Here is a 24,883-nt window from a genome sequence, read left to right as displayed (position 1 = left end):
ACCGTCACAGCAGGTCACCGTGGTGACGGTGCGTCCCCACGGGTGATCCTGCCCGGCACGCGAACGGCCCAGTGCCCGTACGGCCCTCCCGCAGCGGCCCTCGGTCGGCCCCGGCCCACCCGGGGGATCAGCGGTGGCGGGCCGGAACGGGCGCTCATAACTTCGCGATATGACGAAACGACAGATCGCCCTCCTGGCGTGCACCGCGGCCCTCGCGGCCTCGGGACTCGGCGCCGCCGCGCCGTCGGCCGCGAACTGGTCGGTGCACCGGGTCAAGCCGGGCGAATCGATCCAGCGGGCCGTGGACTCCGCGCGCCCCGGCGACACGATCCTCCTCGCCCCGGGCACGTACCGCGAGAGCGTCCACATCACCACCTCGAACCTCACGCTGCGCGGTTCGAGCCTCTTCCCCACCGTCATCGTGCCCGCCGCCGCCCCCGGCGCCGACGCCTGCGCCCAGGCCGGCAACGGCGTCTGCGTGACCGGCACGAAGGACCGTCCCGTCGAGAACGTGACCGTGCGCTCGCTGACCCTCAGGGGCTTCGCCAAGAACGGCCTGTGGGCCACCTGGACCGACCGCCTGGAGGTCCAGCGGGTCACCGCCGAGTCCAACGGCACCTGGGGCATCGCCCAGGACCGCTCCGTGCGCAGCGTGCTGCGCCACAACACCGCCCGGGGCAACGGCGACGCCGGACTGTTCCTGGCCAACACCGTCACCGAGGAAGGAGGGGCCACCGACACCGGCGGCACGGTCGTCAGCGGCAACCACGTGTCCGACAACCGCATCGGCATCACCGTGCGCCGCCTGCGGAACCTGACCGTCGACCACAACGAGGCCAAGGGCAACTGCGCCGCCGTGTTCGTCGTGGGCGACGAGTCCACCCCGCGCGCCGGGGCGATGACCCTGCGCCAGAACAACATCCACGAGAACAACAAGCTGTGCCCGAAGACCCCCCGCCTGCCCTTCCTCCAGGGCTCGGGCATCGTCGTCACCGGCGCCGAGGACACGGTCGTCGCGCACAACCGGGTCGAGGACAACGTGGGCGACTCCCCGCTGTCCGGCGGCATCGTGCTCTTCAAGAGCTTCGTCGGCGTCCCCAACGAGCGGATCGAGATCCACGACAACGTGGTGCTGCGCAACGGCACCGCCGACCTGGCGAACCGGGACATCGGCACGACCAACACCTTCCACCACAACACCTGCGGCGTCTCCGAGCCCGCGGGCATGTGCTGACCGCCGATCCCCCTCCCCCACCCGTACGGCACGACAGCAAAGGCAAGGCGAAACAGATGACGACCGTCGACTCCGCTCCCCCGCCGCCCATGCGGCTGCGCGAACTCGTCTTCGGCGCGGCGTGCGCCGCCGCCGTGCGCGCGGCCGCCCGCCTCGGCGTGGCCGACGCCCTGGGAGACACCCCCATGACCGCGGAGGACCTCGCGGCCGCGGTGAAGACCGAACCCCGCACGCTGCGGCGCCTGTTGCGCGCCCTGTCCTGCCAGGGCGTCTTCACCGAGCAGCCCGACGGCACCTTCGCCCACACGGAGATGTCCCGGCTGCTGCGCGAGGACGACCCGCACAGCCTGCGCTACATCGCGCTGTGGTGCACCGAGCCCTGGACCTGGGACGTCTGGCCCAAGCTCGACGAGGCCGTGCGCTCCGGCCGCAACGTCTTCGAGGACGTGTACGAGCGGGAGTTCTTCTCGTACCTCAACGAGGAGGCGCCCGAGTCCGCGTACGTGTTCAACCGGGCCATGACCACGTCGAGCCGGCAGTCGGCCGAGGACGTCGCCGACCTGCTCGACCTGCGCGGGGCGTCCTCGGTCGCGGACATCGGCGGCGGTCAGGGCCACGTCCTGGCGAGCCTCCTGGAGAGGCACCCCGAGCTCCACGGCACCCTGCTCGACCTGCCGGCGGTGGTCGGCAACGCCGATCCCCGGCTGCGGGAGGGCGGCTCGCTCGCCCACCGGGTCACGGTCGAGCCCGGCGACTGCCGCGAGTCCATCCCGGTCCGGGCCGACGTCTACGTCATCAAGAACATCCTGGAGTGGGACGACGACAGCACCCGCAGGTGCCTGGCGAACGTCCGGAAGGCCGCGAAGCCCGGCGCCCGCGTCGTCGTCATCGAGAACCTCGTGGACGACACCCCGTCGATGAGGTTCACGACGGCCATGGACCTGCTGCTGCTGCTCAACGTCGGCGGCGCGAAGCACACCCGGCAGAGCATGGTGGACCGGCTCACGGACGCCGGTCTCGTCATCGGCGAGATCCGTCCGGTCAACGCGTACCTCCACGCCTTCGAGTGCACCGTGCCCGGCTGATCCGGGATCCGCCGGAAAACCCAGGCCGCCCGCTCCGCGACTCTCGCGGGGCGGGCGGCCTGGGTTTCACCGGGTTCCCGGCTCAGGAGCCGGCGTCACGCTCCCAGCGGTAGAAGCAGTGCGCCATGGCGTCCTTGGGGCTGCGCCAGGTCGTCGGGTCGTACGCGCTGACGTACGCCTCCAGACGCTTGCTGACATCGCGGAACTCGGGGTGCCCGGTCAGCCTGGCGACGTTCGGCGCCGGGTCCTGCTCGGACTCGATCAGGTGCAGGTAGACGTCGCCGAACTGGAACAGGCTGCGCCGGGAGACCCCCACCAGGTGCGGCAGCTCGCCGCGGTCGGAGTCGGCGAACACGTCCGCGATCGCGGGCGCCGAGCCGGGCGCCATGCGGGCGACGATCAGTGCGTGGTGCATCGTTTTCCTTTCCGGGACGGACGTCCCGAGGGGCCGTCAGGCGGGGTGGACCGGCGCGCCCCCGCGCTCGCGCGCGGCCAGGACGAGGCGGTCCCGGATGAGGGCCATCTGGGTGCGGGAGTTGCGGTTGATGTTGTCCGTCATCCACGCGTCGTCGACGGGGGCGTCGGGCTTCATCGCGAAGTCCTGGATCCACCGCATCTGGACGCCGCCGGGCAGCTCCGTGTACTCCCAGGCGATGTTCATGTGCGCGAACGGCCCGGTCTCGACGCGGTGGGCGCGCACCTTCCGGTTGACCCGGTCCGTGGTGCGCTCCGACACCCAGCTCCAGACCTTCCCGTTCTCGTCCGGGTGCATGGTCAGGCGGAACTTGGTGGTGTCGCCCTTCCGTTCCAGGACCTCGACGGAGGCGTACTCGCTGAAGAGCTGCGGCCAGTTCTCGATGTCGTTGGTCATCTCCCAGACGAGGTCGAGGGGGGCGTCGATGGTGATGCTGTTGTCGGTGTGTCCGGACACGTCAGACTCCTGCGAGGGCGTTGTTGACGAGGGAGATGAACTCGGCCGGCGCCTTGCAGCGTTCGGCGTCGGTGGGCAGCGACACCCCGTGGCGGTTCTCCAGCTCGCCGACGATGCCGAGCAGGCCGAGCGAGTCGACGCCGAGCTCGCTGAAGGGGGTCTCGGGGGACTCTTCCAGCCGGGTGGGGTCGACGGTGACGCCGGCCGACTGCTTCATCAGCGTGGCCAGTTCGCCGAAGGTGAGTTCGGTGGTGATCATGTGCGTTTCTCCTTCCTCGCCCGTCACCGGGCGAGTCCGCCGCCGCGGCGCACGACGAGCGCCGCGTTGGATCCCATGAGTCCCCTGCTGAGGACGAGGGCCGTGCGCAGCTCGGCGGGCCGAGCGGCGGACATGACCACGTCGAGGTCGCAGTCGATGTCGAACACGTTGGGGGTGGGGGGCACCAGGCCGTGTTCCATGGCGAGCACGGCGGCCGCGGTGTCCAGTACGGGTGCCCCGCAGTAGGCCCGGCCGTAGCCGGTCTTGGGGGCCGTCACCGGGACGCGCGTGGCGTGCGCGCCCAGGACGTCGGCGATCGCCAGGGCCTCGGCGCGGTCCGCCTCCGGTACGCCGAGGGCGTCGGGGAAGACGACGTCGATCTCCTCCGGGGCGCAGCCGGCCTCGTCGAGGGCGACCCGGATGGCGTGGGCGAGTCCCTCCCGGGACTCCCGCCAGCGGGAGGCGCCGGTGAAGGTGGCGCCGTGGCCGGCGATGGTGGCCCGGGCGGTCACGCCCCGGTCGAGGGCGCTCGCCTCGTCCTCGACGACGAGCATGGCGCCGCCCTCGGCGGGGACGAAGCCGCAGGCCTTCGCCGTGAAGGGGCGGTAGGCCCGGTCCGGGTCGTCGACGGTGCTGAGCTCGGGGTAGCCGAGCTGGCACACCATCGAGTACGGGGCGAGGGGTGCCTCCGCCGCTCCGGCGACGACCGCGCCGGTGCCCCGCCGGACGGCGCGGGCGGCGTGGGCCAGGGAGTCCAGGCCGCCGGCCTCGTCGCTGGCGACCACCCCGCACGGGCCCTTGAAGCCGTGCCGGATGGAGATCTGGCCGGTGCTCGCGGCGTAGAACCAGGCGATGGACTGGTAGGGGCCGACGAACTTGGAGCCCTGTCCCCAGAGCTTCTGCAGCTCGCGCTGGCCGAACTCGCCGCCGCCGGACCCGGCGGCGGTGACGACGCCGATGGAGAAGGGCTCCTCGGGTCCCTCGTCGTGGCCGAGGCCGGCCTCGTCGAGGGCGAGGGAGGCCGCCGCCATGGCGTAGTGGGTGAACCGGTCGGTCTGGACGAGGAAGCGCTCGTCGATGAGGGCGGAGGCGTCGAAGCCCTCGACCTGGCCCGCGACCTTGAGGGGCAGGTGTGCGCAGCCCTCGCGGGTGATCCGGTCGAGAACGCCGAGGCCTTCCCGTACGGACTTCCAGTACGCGTCGGAGCGCAGTCCGTTGGGGGCGATGACACCGATCCCGGTGACGACCGCCCGCCGTGGCCGCTGTGTGCTCATCGTGTCCTCCCGCCCGGCCCGGTCAGGAGCACGGCGGACTGGAAACCGCCGAATCCGCTGCCGACGGAGAGCACGTTCCTCAGCTTCCGGGGGCGGGCGGTGCGCGGCACGTAGTCCAGGTCGCACTCGGGGTCGGGGATCTCGTAGTTGGCGGTCGGGGGCACCACCTGGTGCTGCAGGGCGAGCACGCAGGCGGCGACCTCTATCGCGCCGATCGCGCCGAGCGAGTGGCCCACCATGGATTTGATGGAGCTCATGGGCGTGTCGTACGCGTGGGAGCCCAGGGACCGCTTGACGGCGGCGGTCTCGTGCCGGTCGTTCTGGCGGGTGCCCGAGCCGTGCGCGTTGACGTAGTCGATCGACGTGGGGTCGAGCCGGGCCTGGTCGAGCGCGGTGTCGATCGCCCGGGCCATTTCGAGTCCCTCGCCGGTCAGACCGGTCATGTGGTAGGCGTTGCCGTAGGTGGCGTAGCCGCTGATCTCGCAGTAGACGTGCGCGCCGCGGGCCCTGGCGTGTTCGTACTCCTCCAGGACGAGGACCGCCGCGCCCTCTCCCATGACGAAGCCGTTGCGGCGGTTGTCGAAGGGCTTGGAGGCGTGCTCGGGGTCGTCGTTGTCGGGCGACGTCGCTTTGATGGCGTCGAAGCAGGCCATGGTGATCGGGGAGATCGGCGAGTCCGACGCCCCGGCTATGACCACGTCCGCCCGGCCCTCCTCGATCGTGTGGAAGGCGTAGCCGACGGCGTCGAGGCCGGAGGTGCAGCCGGTGGAGACGGTCTGCACCGGGCCTCGGGCCCCGAACTGCTCGGCGACCATCGCGGCGAGCGTGCTGGGCGAGAACGCCAGGTGCAGCTTGGGGTCGGCGGCGCGGTGGTCCACGTCCCACCGCTGTCCGCGCTCGCTGACCAGGACGTAGTCGTGTTCCAGCCGGGTGGTGCCGCCGACGGCGCTGCCGAGGCTGACGCCGACGCGCCAGGGGTCCTCGGCGGCGGTGTCGAGACCCGAGTCGCGTACGGCCTCGTCGGCGGCGACCGCCGCGAACTGGACGTAGCGGTCGGCGTGTTGGACCAGGTCCGGAGGCAGTCCGTGGGCGTACGGATCGAAGTCGCACTCGGCGGCGATGCGGGAGCGCAGGCCGGCCGGGTCGAACAGGGTGATGCCGCGGGTCGCCGTGCGCCCCTGGGTGAGGAGGTCCCAGAACGCCGCCGTTCCGGTGCCGCCGGGGGCGACCACGCCGATGCCGGTGACGGCCACGCGCCGCCGGGTCACTCGAGGGCCCCCTCGACGGCCTCCTCGGTGTCGACGTGACCGAGGCTCGGATGCGGGGCGAGGGGGCCCAGGTGGAAGACCATGCGGGCCTCCACGTCGCCGACGTTGCGGAAGCGGTGCCGGACGCCGATGGGGATCAGGAGACCCTGGTCGGGCACGAGCTGGTGCGTCTCGCCGTCCAGGTCCACTTCGAACCGGCCCGAGACGACGTACACGAACTCCTCGGAGTACGGGTGGTAGTGCTCGGCGATGCGCTCGCCCGGCTGGGCGATGGCCATCCCCATGAAGCCGCTGGTCGACTTCACCGTGGCGGGCGTGAGCATGGCCCGTACGTCGCCTCCGCGTCTGCGGTTGGGCTCCGTGTCGCTCAGGTTCACGATGAGCCGAGTCTGCTCGAGCATGGTTGATACCTCCGAGTGTTGCGGTGAGATGTGACGGACGGCCGGGGCCGGTGGCCAGGGCCGGCGGCCCCGGGACCGTCCTCTCAGGAGTCGGCCGCGCGGCGATCGGTGACGGGCAGCATGTCGGCGTGCGACAGGAGCCGGTTGAGGTTGCGCTCGGTGTCCAGCGACCCCTCGACGCCGATCGCGGCGCCGTCGAGGAGACGTTCGAGGACCTTGGCCTTCCGCTCGCCCTTGACGCCGAGGGCGGCGGCGGGATCGAGGTCGAGGTCGCCCTCGACGTCGACGAGCCGCACCACGACGTCGTCGCGCTGGAAGACGGTGCTGCCGTAGATCGGGCTGTCGGGGTCGACCGCCGCCTCCGCGTCCTGCTGGGCGAGCAGCCGGGCCAGGTCGGTGCCGCGGCCCTCCTTGGCCGGGTAGTACAGGGCGTGGCGCCGCAGGTCCGCCGGCTCGGGGCGGGCGGAGACCACGTGGTGCACGGCCGGGAGGGCCGCGCGGGTGAAGAAGACGCGGGCCGACTCGGGGTCGGTGAGGTCCCGGTCCTGCTCCAGGTAGGGGTTGATGGCCTCCTCGACGGCCCGGACTCCGGGCTGGCGGGCGACGTGCCGCAGCGCGGACAGGAGGTCGCCCTCCACCTCGACGGCCCGCACGACCCGGTTGCCGTGCATGAACAGCGAGGTCCGGCGCAGGCGGGTGTTCTCGTCGACCTGGGCCTCGGGGGACTCGTAGCCGGCGAGGAGCTCCGCGACCTTCGACTCGGAGCCCGGCTTGACGGTGAAGGTGAGCGCGTGGCGCGTCACCCCGTCACCGACGCGGGCCGCCACCTGCTCGCCCTGGGCCGTCTCCGGGGTGAGCGGCCGCCGTCCGCCGGTCTCCCGGAGGATGCTGTAGCGCATGGACCGGGTGTCCCGGACGCAGCTGTGCATCGGCTTGACCATCTCGACGTGTTCCTCGCTGTTCACCCAGGCGAGGAAGGGCGGGGCGCTCTCCCATTCGCTGGTGATGAGCCACTGCGAGGGGTTCTCGATGGACTGGCAGAGCTGGTCGCTGATGTGACCGGGGACGCCGGCCACCTGCTTGCGCATGACCTCGTACGCTTCGAGGAACTGCTGCTGGGCTCCGTCGTACAGGTCGAGCAGCAGGATCACCCGCAGCCTGGACCCGTCGAACACCGACTGCGATATGCGTGCCGTGCTGGTCATACGGCGCACCTCTTCTCGTCTGCGAGAGCGGGGAAGGACCGCCTGGCTGGGATGGCCGGGGTCGTCATGTACCGAACCTTCACGCGGGCCACACCTCCACGCGAGCCCCACGGGGCGGATGAGTGAACCGCGCGTCATTCGGGTGGCTCGCGCGCACGGTCCGGGGCTCGGCAGGGCAGGCATCTGCATCCCCATCCCCGACCCGCGTCACCGATGACGCTGGAGGCCATCGATGAACCGAAGCGAAGCGACCGGTGAGATCGGACACCGCACCCCCGTCCTCATCGTGGGCGGCTCGCTGGTGGGCCTGTCCACCTCGCTGTTCCTGGGTCGTCTCGGTGTGCCGCACACGCTCGTCGAGCGCCATGCGGGCACCTCGATCCACCCGCGCGGACGCGGGAACAACGTGCGCACCATGGAGGTGTTCCGCGGCGCCGGCATCCGCCCGCGCATCCACGAGGCCGCGAGGACCCTGTCGGCGAACAACGGGATCCTCCAGGCGCCGACCCTGGTGGGCGATGCCGGCGAGTGGCTGTTCCGGGAGATCGACCCCGGTGGCGGTCTCGCGCGGTTCAGCCCCGCCGAATGGTGCCTGTGCAGCCAGAACGACCTCGAACCGGTGCTGCTGCGGAGCGCGCGGGAGCTGGGCGGGGACCTGCGGTACTCGACCGAGCTGATGTCGTTCGAGCAGGACGCCGAAGGGGTGACCGCGCGGGTGAAGAGCCGGGAGACCGGCGAGCACACCGTGATCCGGGCGGACTACCTCGTCGCGGCGGACGGCCCGCGCAGCCCGATCCGCGAGCAGCTGGGCATCGGGCAGACAGGCCCGGGCGACCTGTTCCACAACGTGAGCGTCACGTTCGAGTCCCGCGACCTCGCGGCCGTCGTCGGCGACCGTCGCTTCATCGTCTGCTACCTCACGTCCCCGGAGGGGGACGGGGCGCTCCTCCCGGTGGACAACGCCGAGCGGTGGGTCTTCCACGCCCCCTGGCATCCCGAACACGGCGAAACCCTGGAGGAGTTCACCGACGAGCGGTGCAGGGAACACATCCGGCGCGCCGTGGGCGTACCGGATCTGCACGTGGAGGTCACGGGCCGGGCACCCTGGCACGCGGCCGAGCGGATCGCCGAACGGTACGCGGACGGGCGGGTGTTCCTCGCCGGCGACTCGGCCCACGAGATGCCGCCCACGGGGGCCTTCGGCTCCAACACCGGCATCCAGGACGCCCACAACCTCGCCTGGAAGCTCTCGGCGGTCCTGGGCGGCTGGGCCGGCCCCGGTCTGCTCGCGTCCTACGACGCGGAGCGCCGGCCGGTCGCGGAGGCGACGAGCGCCCGCGCCTCCTCGCGTTCGGTCGAGCACAGCCACCCCGGGTACGCGCCCGGGCCGGGAGCGGGCGGGAAGCGCGGCGGGATCCTCAACGTCGCGCTGGGCTACCGCTATCCGCGGGGCGCGGTCCTGGGCGCGGACCCGGCGGTGCCGGTCGTCCCGGACGGTCTCCGGCTGGCGGGCGAGCCGGGCAGCCGCGCGCCGCACCTGTGGCTGGACCGCGCGGGCGAGCGGATCTCCACCCTGGACCTGTACGAGCGGACTCCGGTCCTGCTGAGCTCGGCGGGGGTCCTCGGCGGCTGGCACACCGCGGCCGCGCGCGTCGCGGAGCGCCTCGGGGTGCCCCTCGCCTCGTACCGGATCGGCGACGGGCCGGACGCGGAGCTGTCCCCCGCCGACGGCGACGACTGGGCGGAGGCCCACGGCGTCACCGCGGGCGGTGCGGTCCTGGTCCGCCCGGACGGATTCGTCGCCTGGCGGTCCGAGGGCACGTCGGAGGACCCGGAAGCGGCGCTGCGGGCCGCCCTCACGGCCGTGTTCGCCCTGGACTCCCGTCCGCCGGGCTCAGCCGTGTGAGAGGAGCGCCGCGGTGAGTTCGGCCGCGCGCCGGTGCCAGAGGTCCGCGCTCCGGAGCATGGCGTGGCCGCCGGCCGGCATGGGGATGCCGGCCGCGTCGGCGCCCGCCTCCCTGGCCCGGCGGACGAACTCCCAGGACTGCCGGGCCGAGGTGACCCGGTCGGTCTCGTCGTGGAGCAGGTAGAGGCGCCGGCCGCCGAGGTGGTCCACGGGCTCGTCGGCGGGGCACCACGGCGCGAGCGCGACGACCCCGCGCACGGCGGGGTCGCCCGCGGCGCGGAGGGCGGCCCGGCCGCCCATGGAGTGGCCGAGGAGCACGACGGGCACGGGTCCGACCTGCTCCCGGAGCCGGGCGAGGGCGGCCTCGGCGTCCCGGGCGGCGTCGGCCCGCTCGCCGTTCCAGCCGCGATGGCGGTAGCGCACCTCGGCCACCAGCACCCCGCGGCCCCGGACGGCACGGGTGACGGCGCCGACGAAGGGGCGCATCCGCAGCGCGGGCAGATTGAGGGCGGGCGGCGGCTCGGGGCCCTCCTCGCGGCCGCCGTGCAGCAGCAGCACGGCGGCGGTGGGGGCGGCGGGCGCGCTGCGGACGAGGAGCGCGGCCGGATCGGCGCGCCGGGTGCGGCACGGGCTCATCGCGCGGCCTTCCCGCTCGTGCGGGCCGGGTGACCTGGCCACTGCGCCATGGGGCCTCCAGGAGTCGTGAGGACGGTACGACCGTGAGGGTCGCAGTCTGCCAGGCCGCCCCGGCTGTCAGGTACACCGCGCTCCCGCCTCTCAGAAGTGGAGGTACGGGGAGAGGCGCGGGGGCGTCCCCCACGGAGCCGGGCCCGGTTCGCACCCCCGGCTCGAACGCGCGCACCCGCAAGGATGAGCGCCGTCGCCCCTCCGGCTCCGCTTGCGCGGCCGAGGGCGCGAGGCGTCGGAGAGTGGTCGCCCGAACCGTCGTCCCGTTCGAGCAGGGAGCCTGATGGGCAGCCGCCTGATCCGTCGTTGCCGCAACACCTTCGTCGTCTCGGTGCTCGCCGCCGTGACCGCCGCCGCGCCCGGCGTGCCGGCTCCGCCGGGCACCACCGCCTCCGCCGCCGCGCCCGCCTTCGACCCGGGGCCCGCGCGGGCGGGCCTGGAGCGCCTGCTGGCCGCCAGGGCCGCGCAGTTCACCCTGGTCCCCGTCGAGGAACCCGACTCCGGGGACTACTTCTCGGTCTCCGGCGAGGCGGGCGCGATCCAGGTGCGGGGCACCTCGCCGGCCACGCTCCTCACCGGAGTGGGCTGGTACCTGGAGCGGGTCGCCGGGGTCGACATCGGCTGGCCGGGCGACAGCGTCGGCCGGCTGCCGGCCACGCTCCCGGCCGTCCCGGGCACGATCACCCGGTCGGCGGCCGTGCCCCACCGCTACGCCCTGAACGACACCGACGAGGGCTACTCCGGCGCGTACCGCGACTTCGCCTCGTACCAGCGCGACATCGACCTGATGGCGCTGCACGGCGTGAACGAGGTCTTCGTGCCGACCGGGGCCGAGTATCCGTACTACCGGGCGCTCCAGGGCTTCGGGTACGACGCGGCGGAGCTGCGCGCCTGGATCCCCGGCCCGGCGCATCAGGCCTGGTGGCTGCTGCAGAACATGTCGGGCTTCGGGGGGCCGGTGTCCGAGCGGCTGATCGAGGCCCGGGCGGCGCTGGGGAGCCGGATCGCCGGACACCTGCGCGCCCTGGGGATGACTCCGGTGCTGCCGGGCTTCTTCGGCACGGTGCCGCCGGACTTCGCCGCCCGTAACCCGGGCGCGGCCACCGTCCCGCAGGGCAAGTGGGTCGGGTTCGCCCGGCCCGACTGGCTGGATCCGACCGGACCGGTCTTCGGCGAGCTGGCCGCCGCCTACTACCGGGCGCAGCGGGAGCGGTTCGGCGACAGCGACATGTTCAAGATGGACCTGCTGCACGAGGGCGGCACCCCCGGCCCGGTCGACGTCACGCGGGCGGCGGAGGCCGTCCAGCGGGCCCTGGACGCGGCGCACCCCGGTGCCACCTGGGTCATGCTCGGCTGGCAGAAGAACCCGCCCGCGGCGCTCCTGAACGGTGTGGACCGCGGCCGGGTGCTGATCGTCGACGGCCTCTCCGACCGCTACGAGGGGCTCGACCGCGAGACGGAGTGGGGCGGGGCGCCGTACGCCTTCGGCGCGATCGCCAACTTCGGCGGCCACACCAGCCTGGGCGCCAACACGGGCGTGTGGACGGAGCGCTTCCACAGCTGGCTGGCCAAGTCCGGCAGCGCGCTGCGCGGCATCGCCTGGCTCCCGGAGGGCACCGGCGGGAACCCCGCCTCGTTCGACCTGTTCACCGAGCTCGCCTGGGAGCCGGGGCCGGTCGACCAGCGCGCCTGGTTCGCCGCGTACGCGGCGCGGCGCTACGGCGGCGCCGACCCGCACGCGGCCGCCGCGTGGGAGCAGCTGCGCCTCGGCCCGTACAGCGGGGCCTCCGGCACGTGGAGCGAGCCGCAGGACAGCCTCTTCACGGCGCGGCCGAGCCTGACGGCGTCGAAGGCGGCGCGCTGGAGCCCGTCCGCCATGCGGTACGACGCCGGCACGGTGGAGCGCGCCCTGGCGGAGCTGCTCCGGGTGGCCCCGGAGCTGCGGACCTCGGACGCGTACCGCTACGACGTGGTGGACGTGGCACGCCAGGCGCTCACCAACCGTGCGCGGGTCCTGCTGCCGCGCGTCAAGACCGCGTACGAGGCCAAGGATCTGGCGGGCTTCCGGGAGCTGGTCCGCGAGTGGAACGCCGACGAGGAGCTGCTCGGGCGGCTCGTCGCCTCCGACCGCAGGCTCCTGCTCGGCCCGTGGCTCGCCGACGCCCGCTCCTGGGGCGCCGACGCGGACGAGCGGGACCGGCTGGAGTACGACGCCCGCGCGATCCTCACCACCTGGGCCGACCGGGGGCCGAGCGAGACCGGCGGCCTGCACGACTACGCCAACCGTGAGTGGGCCGGTCTCCTCCAGGACGTGTACGCGCCGCGCTGGGCCGCGTACTTCGCGAGTCTGGACACCGCGCTCGTCCGGGGCACGGCGCCGGTCGCCGTCGACTGGTTCGCCCGGGAGGACGCCTGGGCGCACGGCCACCAGACCTACCCGACGGCGCCGACCGGTGACCCGGTCGCCCTGGCGGGCGAGGTCGGCGCCGCCCTGGGGGTGTCACCCCCGGCCGCGTGAGAACCAGTTCCGGCGCGGGGCGGGCTCGTTCTGCTTGTCCGGCCAGGCCGGGGCGCCGGGCGCGGCGAACGGGACGGGTGCCGCCGCGCCCGGCGGGGCCGTGGGCAGGGGGCGGGTCGGCGGCTGGAGCCTCTTCAGCCGCGCCCGCCACGGGCCGTCCGCCATCTCGAACTGGACGATGAGCGGTCCCTCGGGCAGCGGAACGGTCTCGCGTCGCTTGCCGATCTCGTTGACCGCGTTGTCGTACTGCGGCAGGGTCGTGTGGTCGTCGTGTCCCGCGAGTTCGTAGACGTGGACGATGAGGTTGTCGTCGCCGCGGTAGTGGACGGCCATGTCGGCCACGCCGCCCGTGTGCAGCAGCACCTCGGGGCCGCGGTACTCCGCCTCCTCCTCCGTCAGGCGCGGTGCCGCCGCCAGCGGTGACACCCGGACCTGCCAGGGCCCCTCGGCCTGCAGTTTCAGGCGCAGGGTCCCGCTCTCCGGGACCGTGGCGAGGAGACTGCCGTGGAAGTCCTCCTCCGTGCTGTTGACGAGGTTGTCCTCCTCCTTGTTCCGCCGGTTGAGCACCCAGAGGCCCGTGTACCCGTCGCCCCTGACGTCGAGCCGGACGACGACCGGCCCCGGCGGGAGCCCGCCCACGGTGATCACGTCGTTGTCCCGGCCGGTCTCCGTGTACGGCTCGAAGACGGGCCCGTACGTCCACCAGTCGGCGGCGACGGCGGGGACCGGCGCCACGGGCGGAACCACGGTCGGGGCCGTGGCAGGGGGGACGGCGACGGGTGGGACCGCGGTGGGAGGGACCTGGGCGGGCGGAGGCGCGAAGGGCGGGGCGGCCGCCGCGGGCGCGGGAGGCATCGCGGCCGGCGGCTGCGGAGCGGCCGGTGCCGGCACGCCGTCGCTCGCGGAGTCGGCCACGTCCACGCCGTGGTCCGTGGCCAGACCGGCGAGACCCGTCACCCATCCCTGGCCCACGGCGCGGAACTTCCATCCGCCCGCCCGCCGGTAGAGCTCGGCCAGCACCATCGCCGTCTCCCCGGCGGCGTCCGTGACGTCGTACCGCGCCACCGAGGTGCCGTCGGGCGCGAAGGCCTCCACCGACAGTCCGGCGGCGTCCCGCATCGCGCCGCGCTCGGTCGAACCGACGACGAGGACGCGGGTGATCTGCTCGTCCACGGCGGTGAGGCCGACCTCCAGCCACGCCGTACCGGCCTCCGCCGGCCCCGTCGCCGCCTCCGTCAGCCGGACGGCTCCGGAGGGGTGCACGGGGGCGCCGTGGAAGACGACGTCTCCGTCGCCCCTGACCTTCCCGGTCCCGCCGAGCAGCAGCGCCATCGCGTCCACGCCACCGCGCACGGCGATCCTCAACGGCACCGACGGAACGAACCCGTTGCTCCCCTTCGTCATCGTCTCCCCCACGACACACCGGCCTTTCCCTCTGCGTTCCCACCCGAGACCCTCACGAACAGGATCTTGCAGCCACCCGCGCTCCTGGACAAGGTTCCGGTCCCCCGGCGCCTCCCCGGCTCCGGAGGCGCGCGGGCCCGCACGGCGTAGGCTTCCCCCGACACGGATGAGGCGGGGGGGCGCATGACGGTCGGTGCGGTGCCGAGGTGGGGATCGGGTCTCGACTCGGTCGTGGTGTACGCGCAGGGCGCGCTCTGCCGGCGGCTGGCCCGGGGCGTCGTGCCCTCGGACGGTCGGGTGCGGGTGACGGGGCTGCCCCGCACGCTGGACGCCGGTTCGCTGCGGGCCCGGGTCCTGGGCGCCTCCGGGGCGCGGGTCACCGAGGCGCGCGTGGAGATCGAGGCGGAGCCGTACGACGACGGAGCGACCGACGGGCTGCGGCGCGAGGTCGACCGGCTCCGGGAGGCCCGCACGGCGGCGGAGGCGCGCCGCGACCGGCACCGGACGCTGATCGCGGAGGTCGGCGGCCTGCGCCCGGTCCCGCCCGGCCGCAAGCGAGAGGACCCGCACCGCCGTACCCCGGTGGACGCGTGGCTGGAGCTCGCCGACTTCGTCGACGAGCGGCTGGCGGGGCTGCACGCCCGGCTCACCGAGCTGGACGAGGCGGTCCGGCTCGCCGCACACGCGCTCGACGTGGCCTGCGACCGGCTGCACCGCGCTTCCACCGACGCGCCGTCGGCCCATGTCGCGACCTCGGTGTGCGCCGTCCTGGCCCTCGACGGCGCCGGGGACGCGGAGGAGGTGGAACTGGAGCTGGAGTACGGCGTGCCGGGTGCCGTCTGGGTGCCGACGTACCGCCTCACCCACCGTCAGGGCGACGGCGGCGGCCGGCTGGTGCTGCGCGCCTCGGTCGCCCAGCGCACCGGCGAGGACTGGACCGGGGTGCGCCTCGCCCTGGCCACCGCCGACCTGCGGCGCCGCACCGATCTGCCGGCGCTCCGTTCGATCCGGATCGGGCGCCGTCAGTCCGCGCCCGCGCCGTCCGGCTGGCGCGAACCCCCGTCGGGGCTCGCCGATCTGTTCTCCGGGTACGAGGCGGCGGGCCCGGCCCCGTTCCGCGCCGGTTCCGCCGTGGCGGGCGCCGCGGGCGGCTCGGCTCCCGTGCCGGTGGCCGCTCCCGCGTCCGTGGCGGCGCCCGCGCCCATGGCGCCCCCGCCGCCGGCGTTCGCCGGGCCGCCGCAGCCCGGTGGCGCGTACGGCTCCGCTCCGGAGGCCTTCGGGGGCGGGTCGCCGGACGTCGCACGGTCGGCGGCCCCGCGACCGGGCGGGCGGCCGCGCGCCGGTGGCGGGTCGCGCGCCGGCGGCGGGGGCGGTTTCGCGGGCCGCCCGGCCCAGGCACCCGCACCGCAGGGCCCCGTGGCTCCGGGCGCGGCGGCTCCACCGCCGCCACCGCCGGTGGGTCCGCCGCAGCCGAGCGGGGCCGAACTCGACTACGCCGGCCTCGTGCTGTGCGGCCCCGAGGAGCCGGGCGCGCGCCGCGGCCGGCTGTTCCCCGGCGCCTCCTCCGACGCGGTGGCCGACGAGTACCGCCGCCGCGCCGAGGCGGTGGCAGGGCTTCCGCTGCCGCGGCACGCGGTGCGCCCGCGCGTGTCGGCGGGTTCCTTCGACCACCGCTTCGACGCCGCCGCCCGTGCCGACGTGCCCTCGGACGGCACCTGGCACACGGTCACCGTCGGCGAGATCCCGGTCGTCCTGCACACCGAGCACATCTGTGTGCCGTCCGTGGAGCAGACGGTGTACGCGACCCTCGCCGTCTCCAACACGACCCGTCAGGCGCTGCTCGCCGGGCCGGTGGAGGTCACCGTCGACGACGACTTCCTGCTGACCGCCGCCCTGCCCACCCTCGCGCCCGGCGGCGTCCGCCGGCTCGGGCTCGGGCCGGCCGAGGGCGTCCGCGTCACCCGCCGTACGCATCTGAAGGAGTCGACCGCGGGCCTGCGGAACAACGTCACCGTCCTCGACCACCGCGTCCACGTGGAGCTGGCCAACCGCCTCGCGGGGCCCGTCACCGTCGAGGTCCACGAGCGGGTTCCGGTCTCCTCCGAGCCGGACGTCCGCATCGAGGAGCGCGCCGACTGGACGGCGCCCGAGGACGGGACCGCGCCGGAGCACCACGCCCCGGGCACCCGCGTCTGGCGGGTGGAGCTGCCCGCCGGCGGCACCGCCGCGCTCGACGGCGGCTACGAGATCCGCATCCCGGCCGGCAAGGCCCTGGTCGACGGCAACCGCAGGAGCTGACCCCATCCATGTCCACGGATCCGAAGCCGATCGCCCTTCCCGTCACCGCCGTCACCTGTCTGGAGGACCGCGCCCACGTCGAGCGCACCGCCGTGCTCGACCTGGAGGCCGGCGTGCAGCGCCTGCGTCTCGGGCCCATCAGCGCGCTCGCGGTCGACCGCACCCTCCACGCCGAGCCGGTCTCCGGTGACCGGGCCACCGTGCTCGACGTACGGATCGTCCGCGACTGGACGCCCCGCGACCCGGTCCCGCCCACCGAGGACGACTCCGCCCTCGGTCACCGCGCGCACGCCCTCGAGGAGGAACGCCTCGCGGTGGAGCAGCGCCGCGACCGGCTGCGGGCCCGCCTCGACCTGCTCGGCCGGCTCGCCGCCGATCTGCTGCGGGAGATCGGCGAGGGCGCCGGGTCCGGGGAGTCCGAGGGGCCCCGCTGGAGCCGCGAACTCGACCGCGTGGACGCCGAACGCGACACGTACGGCGAGGAACTCCGGCTCGCCGAGGCCCGGTTGATGTCCCTCGACGCCGAACTGGGCGCCGTCCGGAGGGCCATGGACCTCGCCGAGGAGGAGCCCGCCGAGCTGACCGCCCATGTCGAGCTGACCGTGGAGGCCCCGGCCGCCGGGCCCGTACGGATGCGGCTGAGCCACCTCACCCCGTGCGCGCTGTGGAGGCCCGCCTACCGGGCCGCGCTCGACGGGGACTCCCTGACCCTGGAGACCGACGCCGTGGTCTGGCAGCGCACCGGCGAGGACTGGTCGGGCGTACGGCTGACGCTGTCGACCGCCCGGTCGGCGCTCGCCGCCGGTCCGCCGCGGCTCGCCGAGGACCGGCTGACGCTCAAGGACCGCACCGCGGCGGAGCGCCGGACGATCGACGTCGAACTGCGCGAGGAGGAGATCGCGACGCTCGGGCCGGCCCCGGTCCTGGGCCTGCCGGGCGTGGACGACGGCGGCGAGGCGCGGGTCCTGCACTCCCCCGCGCCCGTGTCCGTGCCCTCGGACGGCCGGGCCCACCGGGTGCCGATCTCCGCGTTCACGACGGCCGCGAGCAGCGAGTACGCCTGCTCGCCCGAACTGTCCCCGCTGGTCACCCAGGTGGTGCGGGGTGACAACCGGTCCGGTCACGCGCTGCTCGCCGGGCCCGTGGACCTGGTCCGGGGCAGCGGGTTCACCGGCCGCGGGGCGCTGGACTTCACGGCCCCCGGCGCGGCCGTCGAGCTCGCCTTCGGCAGCCGCGACGACCACCGGGTGGTCCGGTACGCCGAGGAGTCCCGCGACACCACCGGCCTCACCCAGCGGACGGTGGTCACCCGCACGGTCCGGCTGCACCTGTCCCGGTTCTCGCCGCCCGGGGAGGAGGGCGAGCGGGTGATCGCCCTGCGGGAGCGGATCCCCGTCTCGGAGGTGTCGGCGGTGGAGGTGCGCCTGCGGAAGGAGGCCTGTTCCCCGGCCCCCGACGCGGTCGACGACGAGGGCGTCGTCCGCTGGGACGTCCCGCTGCCGCCCGGCGGCCGGCGTACGGTCACCCTGGTCTACGAACTGACGGCGACGGCCAAGGTCGCGGGGATCTGATCCCCTGAACGCGGAAGGCGCCGCGCACCTTACCAGTGCGGCGCCTTCCGCATCCCGAACTCCCCCTACTCTCCACAACCGCGCGCCTACGTGCGGTAGTCATGGGGGCGGGAGGAATCACCTTGGTCTTCAGTCTGAGCCGCCGTCGCAAGGCCGCCGCCGTCAGCACCTGTCCGTTCACGCCCGCGCCCCCGTCCGGCGGGTGGCCGCGTCAACCCTCGCCCCCGGTCCCACAGGTGACGGACCGTCGGGAGGCGGAGAGTTTCGTCCGCCAGTTCCATCACGAGCAGCCCGGCGCCGGGGACGTGGGGCGCCGGGTCCGGGAGGTGCTCGCCGCGATCGACCGGACCGGTACGTACGAGCACACCCCGGACGAGCTCTCCTTCGGCGCCCGTGTCGCCTGGCGCAACGCGGCCCGCTGCATCGGCAGGCTGTACTGGCGCAGCCTCGTGGTGCGCGACCTGCGGCAGGTCGCCTCGGCCGACGACATGGCCGCCCACTGCTTCGAGCATCTGAGGCTCGCCGGGAACGGCGGCCGGATCCGCCCGGTGATCTCGGTGTTCGCCCCCGACCGGCCGGGCCGCCCCGCGCCGCGCATCGTCAACGACCAGCTGGTCCGCTACGCGGGGCACCGCACCCCCGAGGGCCGCTGGCTCGGCGACCCGCGCGGCGAGGCCTCGACCGCCCGCGCCCGTGACCTGGGGTGGAAGCGGGGCGAGGAGGCCTTCCAGGTGCTCCCGCTGATGATCGAGGAGCGCCCGGGCGCGCGGCCGGAGTGGTACGAGGTGCCGGACGGTTCCGTCCTGGAGGTGCCGCTCCGGCATCCGGACCACGGCTGGTTCGCGGAGCTCGGGCTGCGCTGGTACGCGGTGCCGGCGATCAGCGACATGACGCTGGAGATCGGCGGGGTCCGCTATCCGGCGGCGCCGTTCAACGGCTGGTACATGGGGACGGAGATAGGCGCCCGCAACCTCGCGGACACCGAGCGGTACGACCTCCTCCCGGTGGTCGCCGACCGCCTGGGCCTCGACCGCTCCTCGGAGCGCACGCTGTGGCGGGACCGGGCGCTCGTCGAGCTGAACGTGGCGGTGCTGCACTCCTTCCAGCGGGCCGGGGTGACGATGGCGGACCATCACACCGAGTCCGAGCGGTTCCTGCGGCACATCGCCCAGGAGCGCCGGCACGGCAGGGCCACGCCGGCCGACTGGAGCTGGATCGTTCCGCCCGTGTCCGGTTCCACGACTCCGGTCTTCCACCGCTACTACGACCCGGTGGACGCCTCGCTGCGGCCCGCGTTCCTGGCCCGGGAGGCGCGGTAGCGCCGCCGGTGGTCCCGCCGAGTGGTCCCGCCGGAGGGGAAGGAGGACGCTGGAACTGAGCGCGTCCGGGATCCCGGGCGCCCGAACGGAGCGCCCGCCCGGCCGGGAAAGGCCGCGCCATGCGCATGCTGCTGAAGATCCAGATGGACACCCCGACCTCCAACGAGGCCATCAGGCAGGGCAAGCTGCTGAAGATCATGGAGGGCGCACTCCAGGAACTCAAGCCCGAGGCCGCGTACTTCACCGTCGAGGACGGCTGCCGGACCGGGTACCTCTTCTTCGACCTGGACGACCCCTCCCGGATGCCGGTCATCTCGGAGCCGTTCTTCATGGGGATCAACGCCAAGATCCACTACTCCCCCGTCATGAACCCGGAGGACCTGCGCAAGGGCCTTTCGGCGATCACACCCTCGTGAACCCCCGGGCGTGAACCCTCAGGCGGGCTTCCGGCGGCCGACGTAGCGGATGACCTCGCAGTCGTCGAGGATCACCAGGCCCTCGCCGACCAGCTCGTCGAGCTGGGGCAGGAAGGCGCGGATCTTCTCCTCGGTGTCGACGATGACCACGGCCACGGGGAGGTCCTCGCTCAGCGAGAGGAGGCGCTGGGTGTGGATCAGCGAGGAGGCGCCGAAGCCCTCGATGCCGCGGAACACGCTCGCGCCCGCGAGACCGGCCTCGCGCGCCCGGCCGACGATCTGGGTGTAGAGGGGCTTGTGGTGCCACAGATCGGTCTCGCCCACGAAGACCGTCACCCGCAGGGCCCTGCCCGTCAGCCTGGCCATCGCCGCCTCCTGCCGTACGCGGCGCCCCTCGCGGCCGCGAGGCGGGCCCGCACTTCGAGTCTACGGTCGTACCTCCGCGGGTCTTAGCTCCGCGGGTCTTACCTCCGCGGCGAGGGGACCGGCCGGGACGCCGGCCCCCTCCGTGGGCGGCCGGGTCAGCAGCCGCTCGTGAGCCAGCGGCAGGCGGTGATCAGCGCGGCGGCGTGCTCCTCACCGCGGGCGTCCTCGGTGCGGGCCTCCTCCGGCAGGACCTGCAGGGCGTCGATGTCGAACTCCATCATGACGGTCTCCTTCTCATCGGATTCTTCGGTGGATCGCCGGCGGCCTGCGGCCGCCGGACACTCAGGGGTGGGCCGGGCCGTCCTCCGGCAGCCAGGCCCGCGGGCCTCCGCTCCGCAGGCGCAGCAGCAGGGAGAGGCTCCCGGCGAGGCCGGTGGCGTACTCGGCGAGGACGGTCCTGCGGTTCTCGTCGGGCACCAGGAGGCGTCCGTCGCGCAGCACGGCCTGCGCCGCCAGGTGCTCGACGAGGAGCTCGGCCGCGGCGAAGTGGCGCTCGTCGCCCGTCCGTACGGCCGCGTCGAGGAGGAACTCGGCGTTCCCCGCGAGGCCGTGGCAGGTGGCCGGCGAGTCGGTGACCCTGCCGGCCCGCACCGCGAGGGCCGCGCCGTCCACCAGGTCGCGGACGGCCTTGTCGGCCTCGCCGGTCGCCGCCCAGAGCCGGACCAGGAAGGTGCCGATCCCGGAGGAGCCGCTGCACCAGTGCCGGGCGAGTTCCGGGGAGTCGGAGAGGTGGCGGGCCCGGTCGACGGGCCACAGCGTGCCCGCCGGTCCGCTGCGGGCGGCGGCCGTGAGCGTGGCCCCCGCCTCGACGGCCGCGTCGAGGAACCGTCCGTCGCCGGTGGCCCCGGCCGCGAGCAGCAGGAAGGTGCCGACCCCGGCCACGCCGTGCGCGAAGCCGTAGTGCCAGGCTCCGGCGAGCGCGGAGTCGTAGTCCTCCGGCACGGGCCAGAAGACTCCTTCGGGGGTGCGCCGTGCCGCGTCGAGCAGTCCCTCCGCGACGTCGGCGGCGCGGTCCAGGAACCGGGGGTCTCCGGTGGTGCGCCAGAAGTGCAGCTGCGTGAGGCCGGAGCCGGCCACGCCGTGGCAGACGTCCGGGTTGGACCCCTGGACGGGCAGCCCGAGGGCCAGCGCGACGGCCCGGTCCGCGAGGGCGGTGTCGTCCAGGGCGCGGGCGGCGTCGAGCAGGGCCCAGGCGGTGCCCGAGCGGCCGAAGTGCAGCCCGGGGAGCGTGCTCGGCAGCGTCTCCTGCCGCTCCGCCGTCCAATGGGCGGCGGAGCGGAGGCCGTCGGCGAGCGCCTCGCGGGTCACGGGACCGGCCGCCTGGAGGGGGGACCCGGCGTCCCGGTGAGCGAGGGCCCGGGCGAGCAGGGCGACGCCGCCGGCCGAGCCGTGCTGCACGGCCACCGGGTCGCAGGTCTCGCCGAACGAGTCCGAGACCCACAGCCGTTCGGGGTCCTGCGGGCGCATCGTGGCCAGCAGGTGGGCGATGCCGTCGTGCAGGAGACGCTCGCGCGTGGCCGCCGCGTCCGGTCGTGCCGCCGCGTCTTCTCGGCTTTCCGCGAAGCTTTCCACGCGGCTTCCCGCTCGGCTTCCCGTAGAGCTTTCCTCTCGGCTTTCCGTGAGGAACTCCCGTGCCCGGTCCAGGTTCCAGCGGTCCGCGGGTTCGTCCCGCATCAGCCCCCGGATCAGCGGCGCGAAGCGTCGTACGTGGGCGTGGTCGCGGGAGAGCAGGTCCACGAGGTCCGCGAGGCGCTGTGCGTCCGGCCGGGCGGTGGCGCGCGGGAGGTCCTCGGCGAAGAGCGGATCGGCTCCACTGAGGGCGTGCAGCACGGTGGCGCCGAGGGCGTACAGGTCGGCGTCCGGCGGCAGGGCGGGGGCCACCTGGTCGGCGGCGCGCAGCTCGGGGGCGGTGTAGCCGGGGGTGGCGCCGAGCACCCAGCGCTCCCCCTCCGGGGCCGCCATCTCCAGGTCGATGAGGACGAGCCGCCCGTCCGGGGTGACCATGATGTTGTTGGGATTGAAGTCGTGCAGGGTGACGCCGAGTTCATGGGCGGTGGCGACGAGTCCGACGAGCTGCCGCACCAGGGACGCGGCCGTGCGCTCGTCGGGGCAGCCGCTGCCGTCCCGCGCCAGGTTTTCGGCGACGGTGCGCCGGAGCGTGGCTCCCGGGACCGACGCGGTGGCCAGGAACACGCTTCCCTGCTGCTCGAACACCTCGACGAGGGCGGGGACTTGGTCGGGGTGTGCGCGCCCGAACCGTTCGAGCAGCGCGGCCTCGCGGCGCAGCAGGTCACGGACGTCCAGGCCTTCGGGTCCGGCGCCCACATGGGGCCGGGCCTGCTTGACGACGACCTGCGCGCCGGTGCGGGTGTCCTCGGCCCGGAACACCCCTCCCTTGTTGGAGTGCTGGATCGCGCCCCGTACGAGGAAGCGGTCGCCGAGCAGGACGGGCTTGGCCGTGGCCGTGCTGCGGGCGGGGGCGGCGGGACGGTCGGGGAAGGGGGCGCCGGCCCAGGCGGGCGGGCTGAACCAGGCGTTGCGCTCGTCGGCGACCGGCCGGCCCTCGGGGTCGGTGAGGCGGGCGGCGAAGGAGCCGTCGGCCGTCAGTGCCCGGACGCCCTTGAACACTCCGTACCGGTAGAAGACCTGACTGCCGGGGAGGTAGCGCCGGTCGGAGAGGACGGCGGGGCCGGGCAGTCCCTCGGTGGCCCGGTGGAGTTCCTCGGCGAGGCGCCGGAACTGCTCGTCGTCGGCCGGGTACACGGTCAGGAACTTGCCGCCCCCGCCCCGGGCGAAGCGCCCGGACACCAGCGCGGCCACCTTGGCCGGGCTTCCGGCGAACTTGAAGGCCGCGCGGTGGGCCACGAGCACCTCGGCGGACCGGGCCAGGACCAGGGGGGCCGAGAGCGGGGTGGCCGGGACGTGGAGCTTCCAGCCCTGGGCGCGCGTGACGGCCTCCGCGGGCACGACGTGGCACCAGAACTCGCCCGGCTCGACGCTCCAGTCCGCCCGCTCGGCACCGGACGCGCTCCGGGCGATCACGGCGCGGACGACGTCCGGCAGCAGGGCCAGGTCCGCGGGGCTTTCGGGGCGCGACCGCCGGGGGCCGGGGCCGGGCGGGGAAGGGTTCCCGGTGGGTGACGACACGCTCTTCGTCCTCGTGTTTCGCAGGGCTGACGAGTGGGCGGGCAGGACCGGTCCCTACTGGAGGGGCCGGTCGTAGTCGTCGCCCCAGCTGGTGTCCATGAGGTCCGCGGCCGTCGTCCGCGTCGTCGCCGGTGCGTCGGCCGCCGTGGCGACGGCCGATCCGCCGGCGAGCAGGACGGTGAGGACGAGGAGGCAGCGGACGGCGACGGACATGGTGCGGCTCCTGGTTCGGGAGATGAGAGGACGGGCGGGAAGCTCCATGTCTGGATGGTTCACGCCGTATGTCGGCCTGATGGGGTTTCCCTCGGCCGGACACCACCAGTCCATCCCGGCGAGCCCGCTTGGTCCAGCGCCATGACCTGGCAATACCCTGCATGGCACGGAAGTAGCAGGGCCGCATAACGGGGGAATTGGGTGACTACTGAGGTGGATGTGGACGGAATGCCTCGGCTGGACGCCGGGGCCGTCGCCGTCTTCGCGTACGTACTGGAGCACGGCAGCCTCGCGAACCGGCCGCCGGAGGGACTGCCCGGCCTCGGACTGAGCGCGGAGGACGTGGAGTCGGCCTGCCGCACCCTGCGGCGGCTCCGTCTGCTGCGGCCGGCGCCCGGCCGGCCGGAGGAGCTGATCCCGGTGAGCCCGGACGCCGCCGCGGCGGAGGTGGTCGGCCCGCTGGAGGCGGAGCTCTCGCGGGCCGCCGCGCACGCCCAGGCCCTCCGCGACGATCTGCACTCCCTGATGCCGCGGTACCGCGCCGCCCGGCGCGAACAGGGCCGCCGGGAGGGCTTCGACGTGCTGCCCGACATGGCGTCCGCCTCCGCGATGCTCACCGAGGAGTCGGCCCGCTGCCGCGAGGAGGTGTTCAGCATCCAGCCGGGCGGCGGGCGGGCCGCGCACCGCCTCGGGGACGCCGTCGAGCGGGACGTGGCGATGCTCCGCCGGGGCGTCCGGATGCGCACGCTGTACCAGCACTCGGCGCGGTCCAGCCTGTCCACCCAGGGGTACGTGGAGCGGCTCACCGAGGCCGGCGCCGAGTACCGCACCGCCGCCGAACTGCCGGACCGGGCCGTGGTCTTCGACCGGTCCGTCGCCTTCCTGCCCCGCCGCTCCGACGGCGGTACGGGCGAGGGGGCGGTCCTCGTCCGGGACCCCGACGTGGTGGCGTACCTCTGCCGGGTGTTCGAGCAGCACTGGTCCGGGGCGGTCCCCTTCACCGGCGCCAGCGAGGCCGCGTACAAGGAGGTCGGACCGAGTCTGCGGCGGGCGCTCGTGGGGCTGCTCGCGGAGGGCGCCAAGGACGAGGTGATCGCCCGTCGCATGGGGATGTCGCTGCGCACCTGCCGCCGTCACATCGCCGATCTCCTGGAGGAGCTGGGGGCGGAGAGCCGCTTCCAGGGCGGTGCGCTGGCGGAGCGCGCGGGTCTGACGTGCCCGGAGGTCACGACGGACGCGGATCGGCAGTGTATTCCGTGATCTGCATACCGATCCGATCAAGGCAGGTTCCGAAACGATAAGGCAGGTTCCGAAACGATCA

Annotated in this window: 22 protein-coding genes; 9 read left to right on the top strand and 13 right to left on the bottom strand. The window is 74.2% G+C overall.

Annotation, left to right across the window (positions count from 1 at the left end):
- The first annotated feature begins 169 nt into the window (after positions 1-169).
- Together ACFYUS_RS08600 and ACFYUS_RS08595 are read left to right on the top strand one after the other, a co-directional pair.
- Positions 170-1,234: a nitrous oxide reductase family maturation protein NosD gene (locus tag ACFYUS_RS08600; protein WP_388847306.1), complete on the top strand. Its 1,065-nt coding sequence runs from the start codon at positions 170-172 to the stop codon at positions 1,232-1,234.
- A gap of 56 nt (positions 1,235-1,290) precedes the next feature.
- Positions 1,291-2,319, top strand: coding sequence for a methyltransferase (locus tag ACFYUS_RS08595; RefSeq protein ID WP_388847304.1), 1,029 nt, complete (start codon positions 1,291-1,293; stop codon positions 2,317-2,319).
- A gap of 82 nt (positions 2,320-2,401) precedes the next feature.
- Here the strand turns inward: ACFYUS_RS08595 and ACFYUS_RS08590 are convergent, their stop codons facing one another.
- The 7 genes from ACFYUS_RS08590 to ACFYUS_RS08560 form a co-directional block, all read right to left on the bottom strand.
- Positions 2,402-2,734, bottom strand: coding sequence for a TcmI family type II polyketide cyclase (locus tag ACFYUS_RS08590; RefSeq protein ID WP_388847302.1), 333 nt, complete (start codon positions 2,732-2,734; stop codon positions 2,402-2,404).
- 36 nt (positions 2,735-2,770) lie between these two features.
- Positions 2,771-3,250 (bottom strand): SRPBCC family protein, encoded by a 480-nt coding sequence (locus ACFYUS_RS08585; RefSeq protein ID WP_388847300.1) that lies wholly within the window; start codon positions 3,248-3,250, stop codon positions 2,771-2,773.
- Position 3,251: 1 nt separating this feature from the next.
- The gene (locus ACFYUS_RS08580) at positions 3,252-3,509 is read right to left on the bottom strand and encodes an acyl carrier protein (RefSeq protein WP_388847298.1); all 258 of its coding nucleotides are present in this window, start codon (positions 3,507-3,509) and stop codon (positions 3,252-3,254) included.
- 23 nt (positions 3,510-3,532) lie between these two features.
- Positions 3,533-4,783: a ketosynthase chain-length factor gene (locus ACFYUS_RS08575; protein WP_388847297.1), complete on the bottom strand. Its 1,251-nt coding sequence runs from the start codon at positions 4,781-4,783 to the stop codon at positions 3,533-3,535.
- Entirely contained in the window at positions 4,780-6,051 is a 1,272-nt protein-coding gene (locus tag ACFYUS_RS08570) for a beta-ketoacyl-[acyl-carrier-protein] synthase family protein (protein ID WP_388847296.1), read from the bottom strand. The genes ACFYUS_RS08575 and ACFYUS_RS08570 overlap by 4 nt, the downstream gene beginning before the upstream one ends.
- Positions 6,048-6,452: a cupin domain-containing protein gene (locus tag ACFYUS_RS08565; RefSeq protein ID WP_388847294.1), complete on the bottom strand. Its 405-nt coding sequence runs from the start codon at positions 6,450-6,452 to the stop codon at positions 6,048-6,050. Before ACFYUS_RS08565 ends, ACFYUS_RS08570 begins: the two co-directional genes overlap by 4 nt.
- An 83-nt stretch (positions 6,453-6,535) precedes the next feature.
- Positions 6,536-7,657: a SchA/CurD-like domain-containing protein gene (locus ACFYUS_RS08560; protein ID WP_388847292.1), complete on the bottom strand. Its 1,122-nt coding sequence runs from the start codon at positions 7,655-7,657 to the stop codon at positions 6,536-6,538.
- A 232-nt stretch (positions 7,658-7,889) separates the two neighbouring features.
- Here ACFYUS_RS08560 and ACFYUS_RS08555 point away from each other — a divergent pair, with 232 nt between their 5' ends.
- Positions 7,890-9,563 (top strand): FAD-dependent oxidoreductase, encoded by a 1,674-nt coding sequence (locus ACFYUS_RS08555; RefSeq protein WP_388847290.1) that lies wholly within the window; start codon positions 7,890-7,892, stop codon positions 9,561-9,563.
- Here ACFYUS_RS08555 and ACFYUS_RS08550 read toward each other — a convergent pair.
- A complete protein-coding gene (locus tag ACFYUS_RS08550) occupies positions 9,552-10,199 on the bottom strand; it encodes an alpha/beta fold hydrolase (protein ID WP_388847288.1) in 648 nt (215 codons plus the stop codon). The genes ACFYUS_RS08555 and ACFYUS_RS08550 overlap by 12 nt on opposite strands.
- 334 nt (positions 10,200-10,533) lie before the next feature.
- Here ACFYUS_RS08550 and ACFYUS_RS08545 point away from each other — a divergent pair, with 334 nt between their 5' ends.
- Positions 10,534-12,768, top strand: coding sequence for an alpha-N-acetylglucosaminidase (locus ACFYUS_RS08545; protein ID WP_388847286.1), 2,235 nt, complete (start codon positions 10,534-10,536; stop codon positions 12,766-12,768).
- Here ACFYUS_RS08545 and ACFYUS_RS08540 read toward each other — a convergent pair.
- Entirely contained in the window at positions 12,751-14,172 is a 1,422-nt protein-coding gene (locus ACFYUS_RS08540; RefSeq protein WP_388847284.1) for a TerD family protein, read from the bottom strand. The genes ACFYUS_RS08545 and ACFYUS_RS08540 overlap by 18 nt on opposite strands.
- Before the next feature lie 183 nt (positions 14,173-14,355).
- On the opposite strand from ACFYUS_RS08540, the gene ACFYUS_RS08535 reads away from it, so the two are divergent.
- From ACFYUS_RS08535 to ACFYUS_RS08520, 4 genes are all read left to right on the top strand, one after another.
- Entirely contained in the window at positions 14,356-16,470 is a 2,115-nt protein-coding gene (locus ACFYUS_RS08535; protein ID WP_388847282.1) for a DUF4139 domain-containing protein, read from the top strand.
- A gap of 8 nt (positions 16,471-16,478) precedes the next feature.
- Complete coding sequence (locus tag ACFYUS_RS08530; RefSeq protein WP_388847280.1) at positions 16,479-18,041, top strand: DUF4139 domain-containing protein; 1,563 nt, start codon at positions 16,479-16,481, stop codon at positions 18,039-18,041.
- 101 nt (positions 18,042-18,142) lie between these two features.
- Positions 18,143-19,360 (top strand): nitric oxide synthase oxygenase, encoded by a 1,218-nt coding sequence (locus tag ACFYUS_RS08525; protein ID WP_388847278.1) that lies wholly within the window; start codon positions 18,143-18,145, stop codon positions 19,358-19,360.
- A gap of 119 nt (positions 19,361-19,479) precedes the next feature.
- On the top strand, positions 19,480-19,776 hold the full coding sequence (locus ACFYUS_RS08520; protein WP_388847276.1) for a hypothetical protein: 297 nt from the start codon (positions 19,480-19,482) through the stop codon (positions 19,774-19,776).
- A gap of 18 nt (positions 19,777-19,794) precedes the next feature.
- On the opposite strand, the gene ACFYUS_RS08515 is transcribed toward ACFYUS_RS08520, so the two are convergent.
- From ACFYUS_RS08515 to ACFYUS_RS08500, 4 genes are all read right to left on the bottom strand, one after another.
- The gene (locus tag ACFYUS_RS08515) at positions 19,795-20,142 is read right to left on the bottom strand and encodes a DUF190 domain-containing protein (protein ID WP_388847274.1); all 348 of its coding nucleotides are present in this window, start codon (positions 20,140-20,142) and stop codon (positions 19,795-19,797) included.
- A gap of 155 nt (positions 20,143-20,297) precedes the next feature.
- Positions 20,298-20,423, bottom strand: coding sequence for an ALQxL family class IV lanthipeptide (locus ACFYUS_RS08510; RefSeq protein ID WP_388847272.1), 126 nt, complete (start codon positions 20,421-20,423; stop codon positions 20,298-20,300).
- 61 nt (positions 20,424-20,484) lie between these two features.
- Positions 20,485-23,349, bottom strand: coding sequence for a class IV lanthionine synthetase LanL (gene lanL, locus ACFYUS_RS08505; RefSeq protein ID WP_388847270.1), 2,865 nt, complete (start codon positions 23,347-23,349; stop codon positions 20,485-20,487).
- A gap of 54 nt (positions 23,350-23,403) precedes the next feature.
- Complete coding sequence (locus tag ACFYUS_RS08500) at positions 23,404-23,562, bottom strand: hypothetical protein (RefSeq protein WP_388847268.1); 159 nt, start codon at positions 23,560-23,562, stop codon at positions 23,404-23,406.
- 228 nt (positions 23,563-23,790) lie between these two features.
- On the opposite strand from ACFYUS_RS08500, the gene ACFYUS_RS08495 reads away from it, so the two are divergent.
- Positions 23,791-24,822: a hypothetical protein gene (locus ACFYUS_RS08495; protein ID WP_388847266.1), complete on the top strand. Its 1,032-nt coding sequence runs from the start codon at positions 23,791-23,793 to the stop codon at positions 24,820-24,822.
- Positions 24,823-24,883: the final 61 nt, after the last annotated feature.

It is taken from the genome of Streptomyces sp. NPDC004284 (assembly GCF_042874035.1).
Lineage (GTDB): Bacteria > Actinomycetota > Actinomycetes > Streptomycetales > Streptomycetaceae > Streptomyces.
Note: the sequence above shows the minus strand (reverse complement) of the source record. Positions and strands in the feature narration are given on the sequence as shown.

Coding starts and splice junctions, on each gene's coding strand:
- ACFYUS_RS08520 (WP_388847276.1), top strand. CDS start 19,480: ATGCGCATGCTGCTGAAGATCCAGATGGACACCCCGACCTCCAACGAG.
- ACFYUS_RS08525 (WP_388847278.1), top strand. CDS start 18,143: ATGGGGGCGGGAGGAATCACCTTGGTCTTCAGTCTGAGCCGCCGTCGC.
- ACFYUS_RS08590 (WP_388847302.1), bottom strand. CDS start 2,734: ATGCACCACGCACTGATCGTCGCCCGCATGGCGCCCGGCTCGGCGCCC.
- ACFYUS_RS08580 (WP_388847298.1), bottom strand. CDS start 3,509: ATGATCACCACCGAACTCACCTTCGGCGAACTGGCCACGCTGATGAAG.
- ACFYUS_RS08540 (WP_388847284.1), bottom strand. CDS start 14,172: ATGACGAAGGGGAGCAACGGGTTCGTTCCGTCGGTGCCGTTGAGGATC.
- ACFYUS_RS08500 (WP_388847268.1), bottom strand. CDS start 23,562: ATGTCCGTCGCCGTCCGCTGCCTCCTCGTCCTCACCGTCCTGCTCGCC.
- ACFYUS_RS08510 (WP_388847272.1), bottom strand. CDS start 20,423: ATGATGGAGTTCGACATCGACGCCCTGCAGGTCCTGCCGGAGGAGGCC.
- ACFYUS_RS08595 (WP_388847304.1), top strand. CDS start 1,291: ATGACGACCGTCGACTCCGCTCCCCCGCCGCCCATGCGGCTGCGCGAA.
- ACFYUS_RS08600 (WP_388847306.1), top strand. CDS start 170: ATGACGAAACGACAGATCGCCCTCCTGGCGTGCACCGCGGCCCTCGCG.
- ACFYUS_RS08545 (WP_388847286.1), top strand. CDS start 10,534: ATGGGCAGCCGCCTGATCCGTCGTTGCCGCAACACCTTCGTCGTCTCG.
- ACFYUS_RS08530 (WP_388847280.1), top strand. CDS start 16,479: ATGTCCACGGATCCGAAGCCGATCGCCCTTCCCGTCACCGCCGTCACC.
- ACFYUS_RS08515 (WP_388847274.1), bottom strand. CDS start 20,142: ATGGCCAGGCTGACGGGCAGGGCCCTGCGGGTGACGGTCTTCGTGGGC.
- ACFYUS_RS08495 (WP_388847266.1), top strand. CDS start 23,791: ATGCCTCGGCTGGACGCCGGGGCCGTCGCCGTCTTCGCGTACGTACTG.
- ACFYUS_RS08555 (WP_388847290.1), top strand. CDS start 7,890: ATGAACCGAAGCGAAGCGACCGGTGAGATCGGACACCGCACCCCCGTC.
- ACFYUS_RS08535 (WP_388847282.1), top strand. CDS start 14,356: ATGACGGTCGGTGCGGTGCCGAGGTGGGGATCGGGTCTCGACTCGGTC.
- ACFYUS_RS08560 (WP_388847292.1), bottom strand. CDS start 7,657: ATGACCAGCACGGCACGCATATCGCAGTCGGTGTTCGACGGGTCCAGG.
- ACFYUS_RS08550 (WP_388847288.1), bottom strand. CDS start 10,199: ATGAGCCCGTGCCGCACCCGGCGCGCCGATCCGGCCGCGCTCCTCGTC.
- ACFYUS_RS08575 (WP_388847297.1), bottom strand. CDS start 4,783: ATGAGCACACAGCGGCCACGGCGGGCGGTCGTCACCGGGATCGGTGTC.
- ACFYUS_RS08565 (WP_388847294.1), bottom strand. CDS start 6,452: ATGCTCGAGCAGACTCGGCTCATCGTGAACCTGAGCGACACGGAGCCC.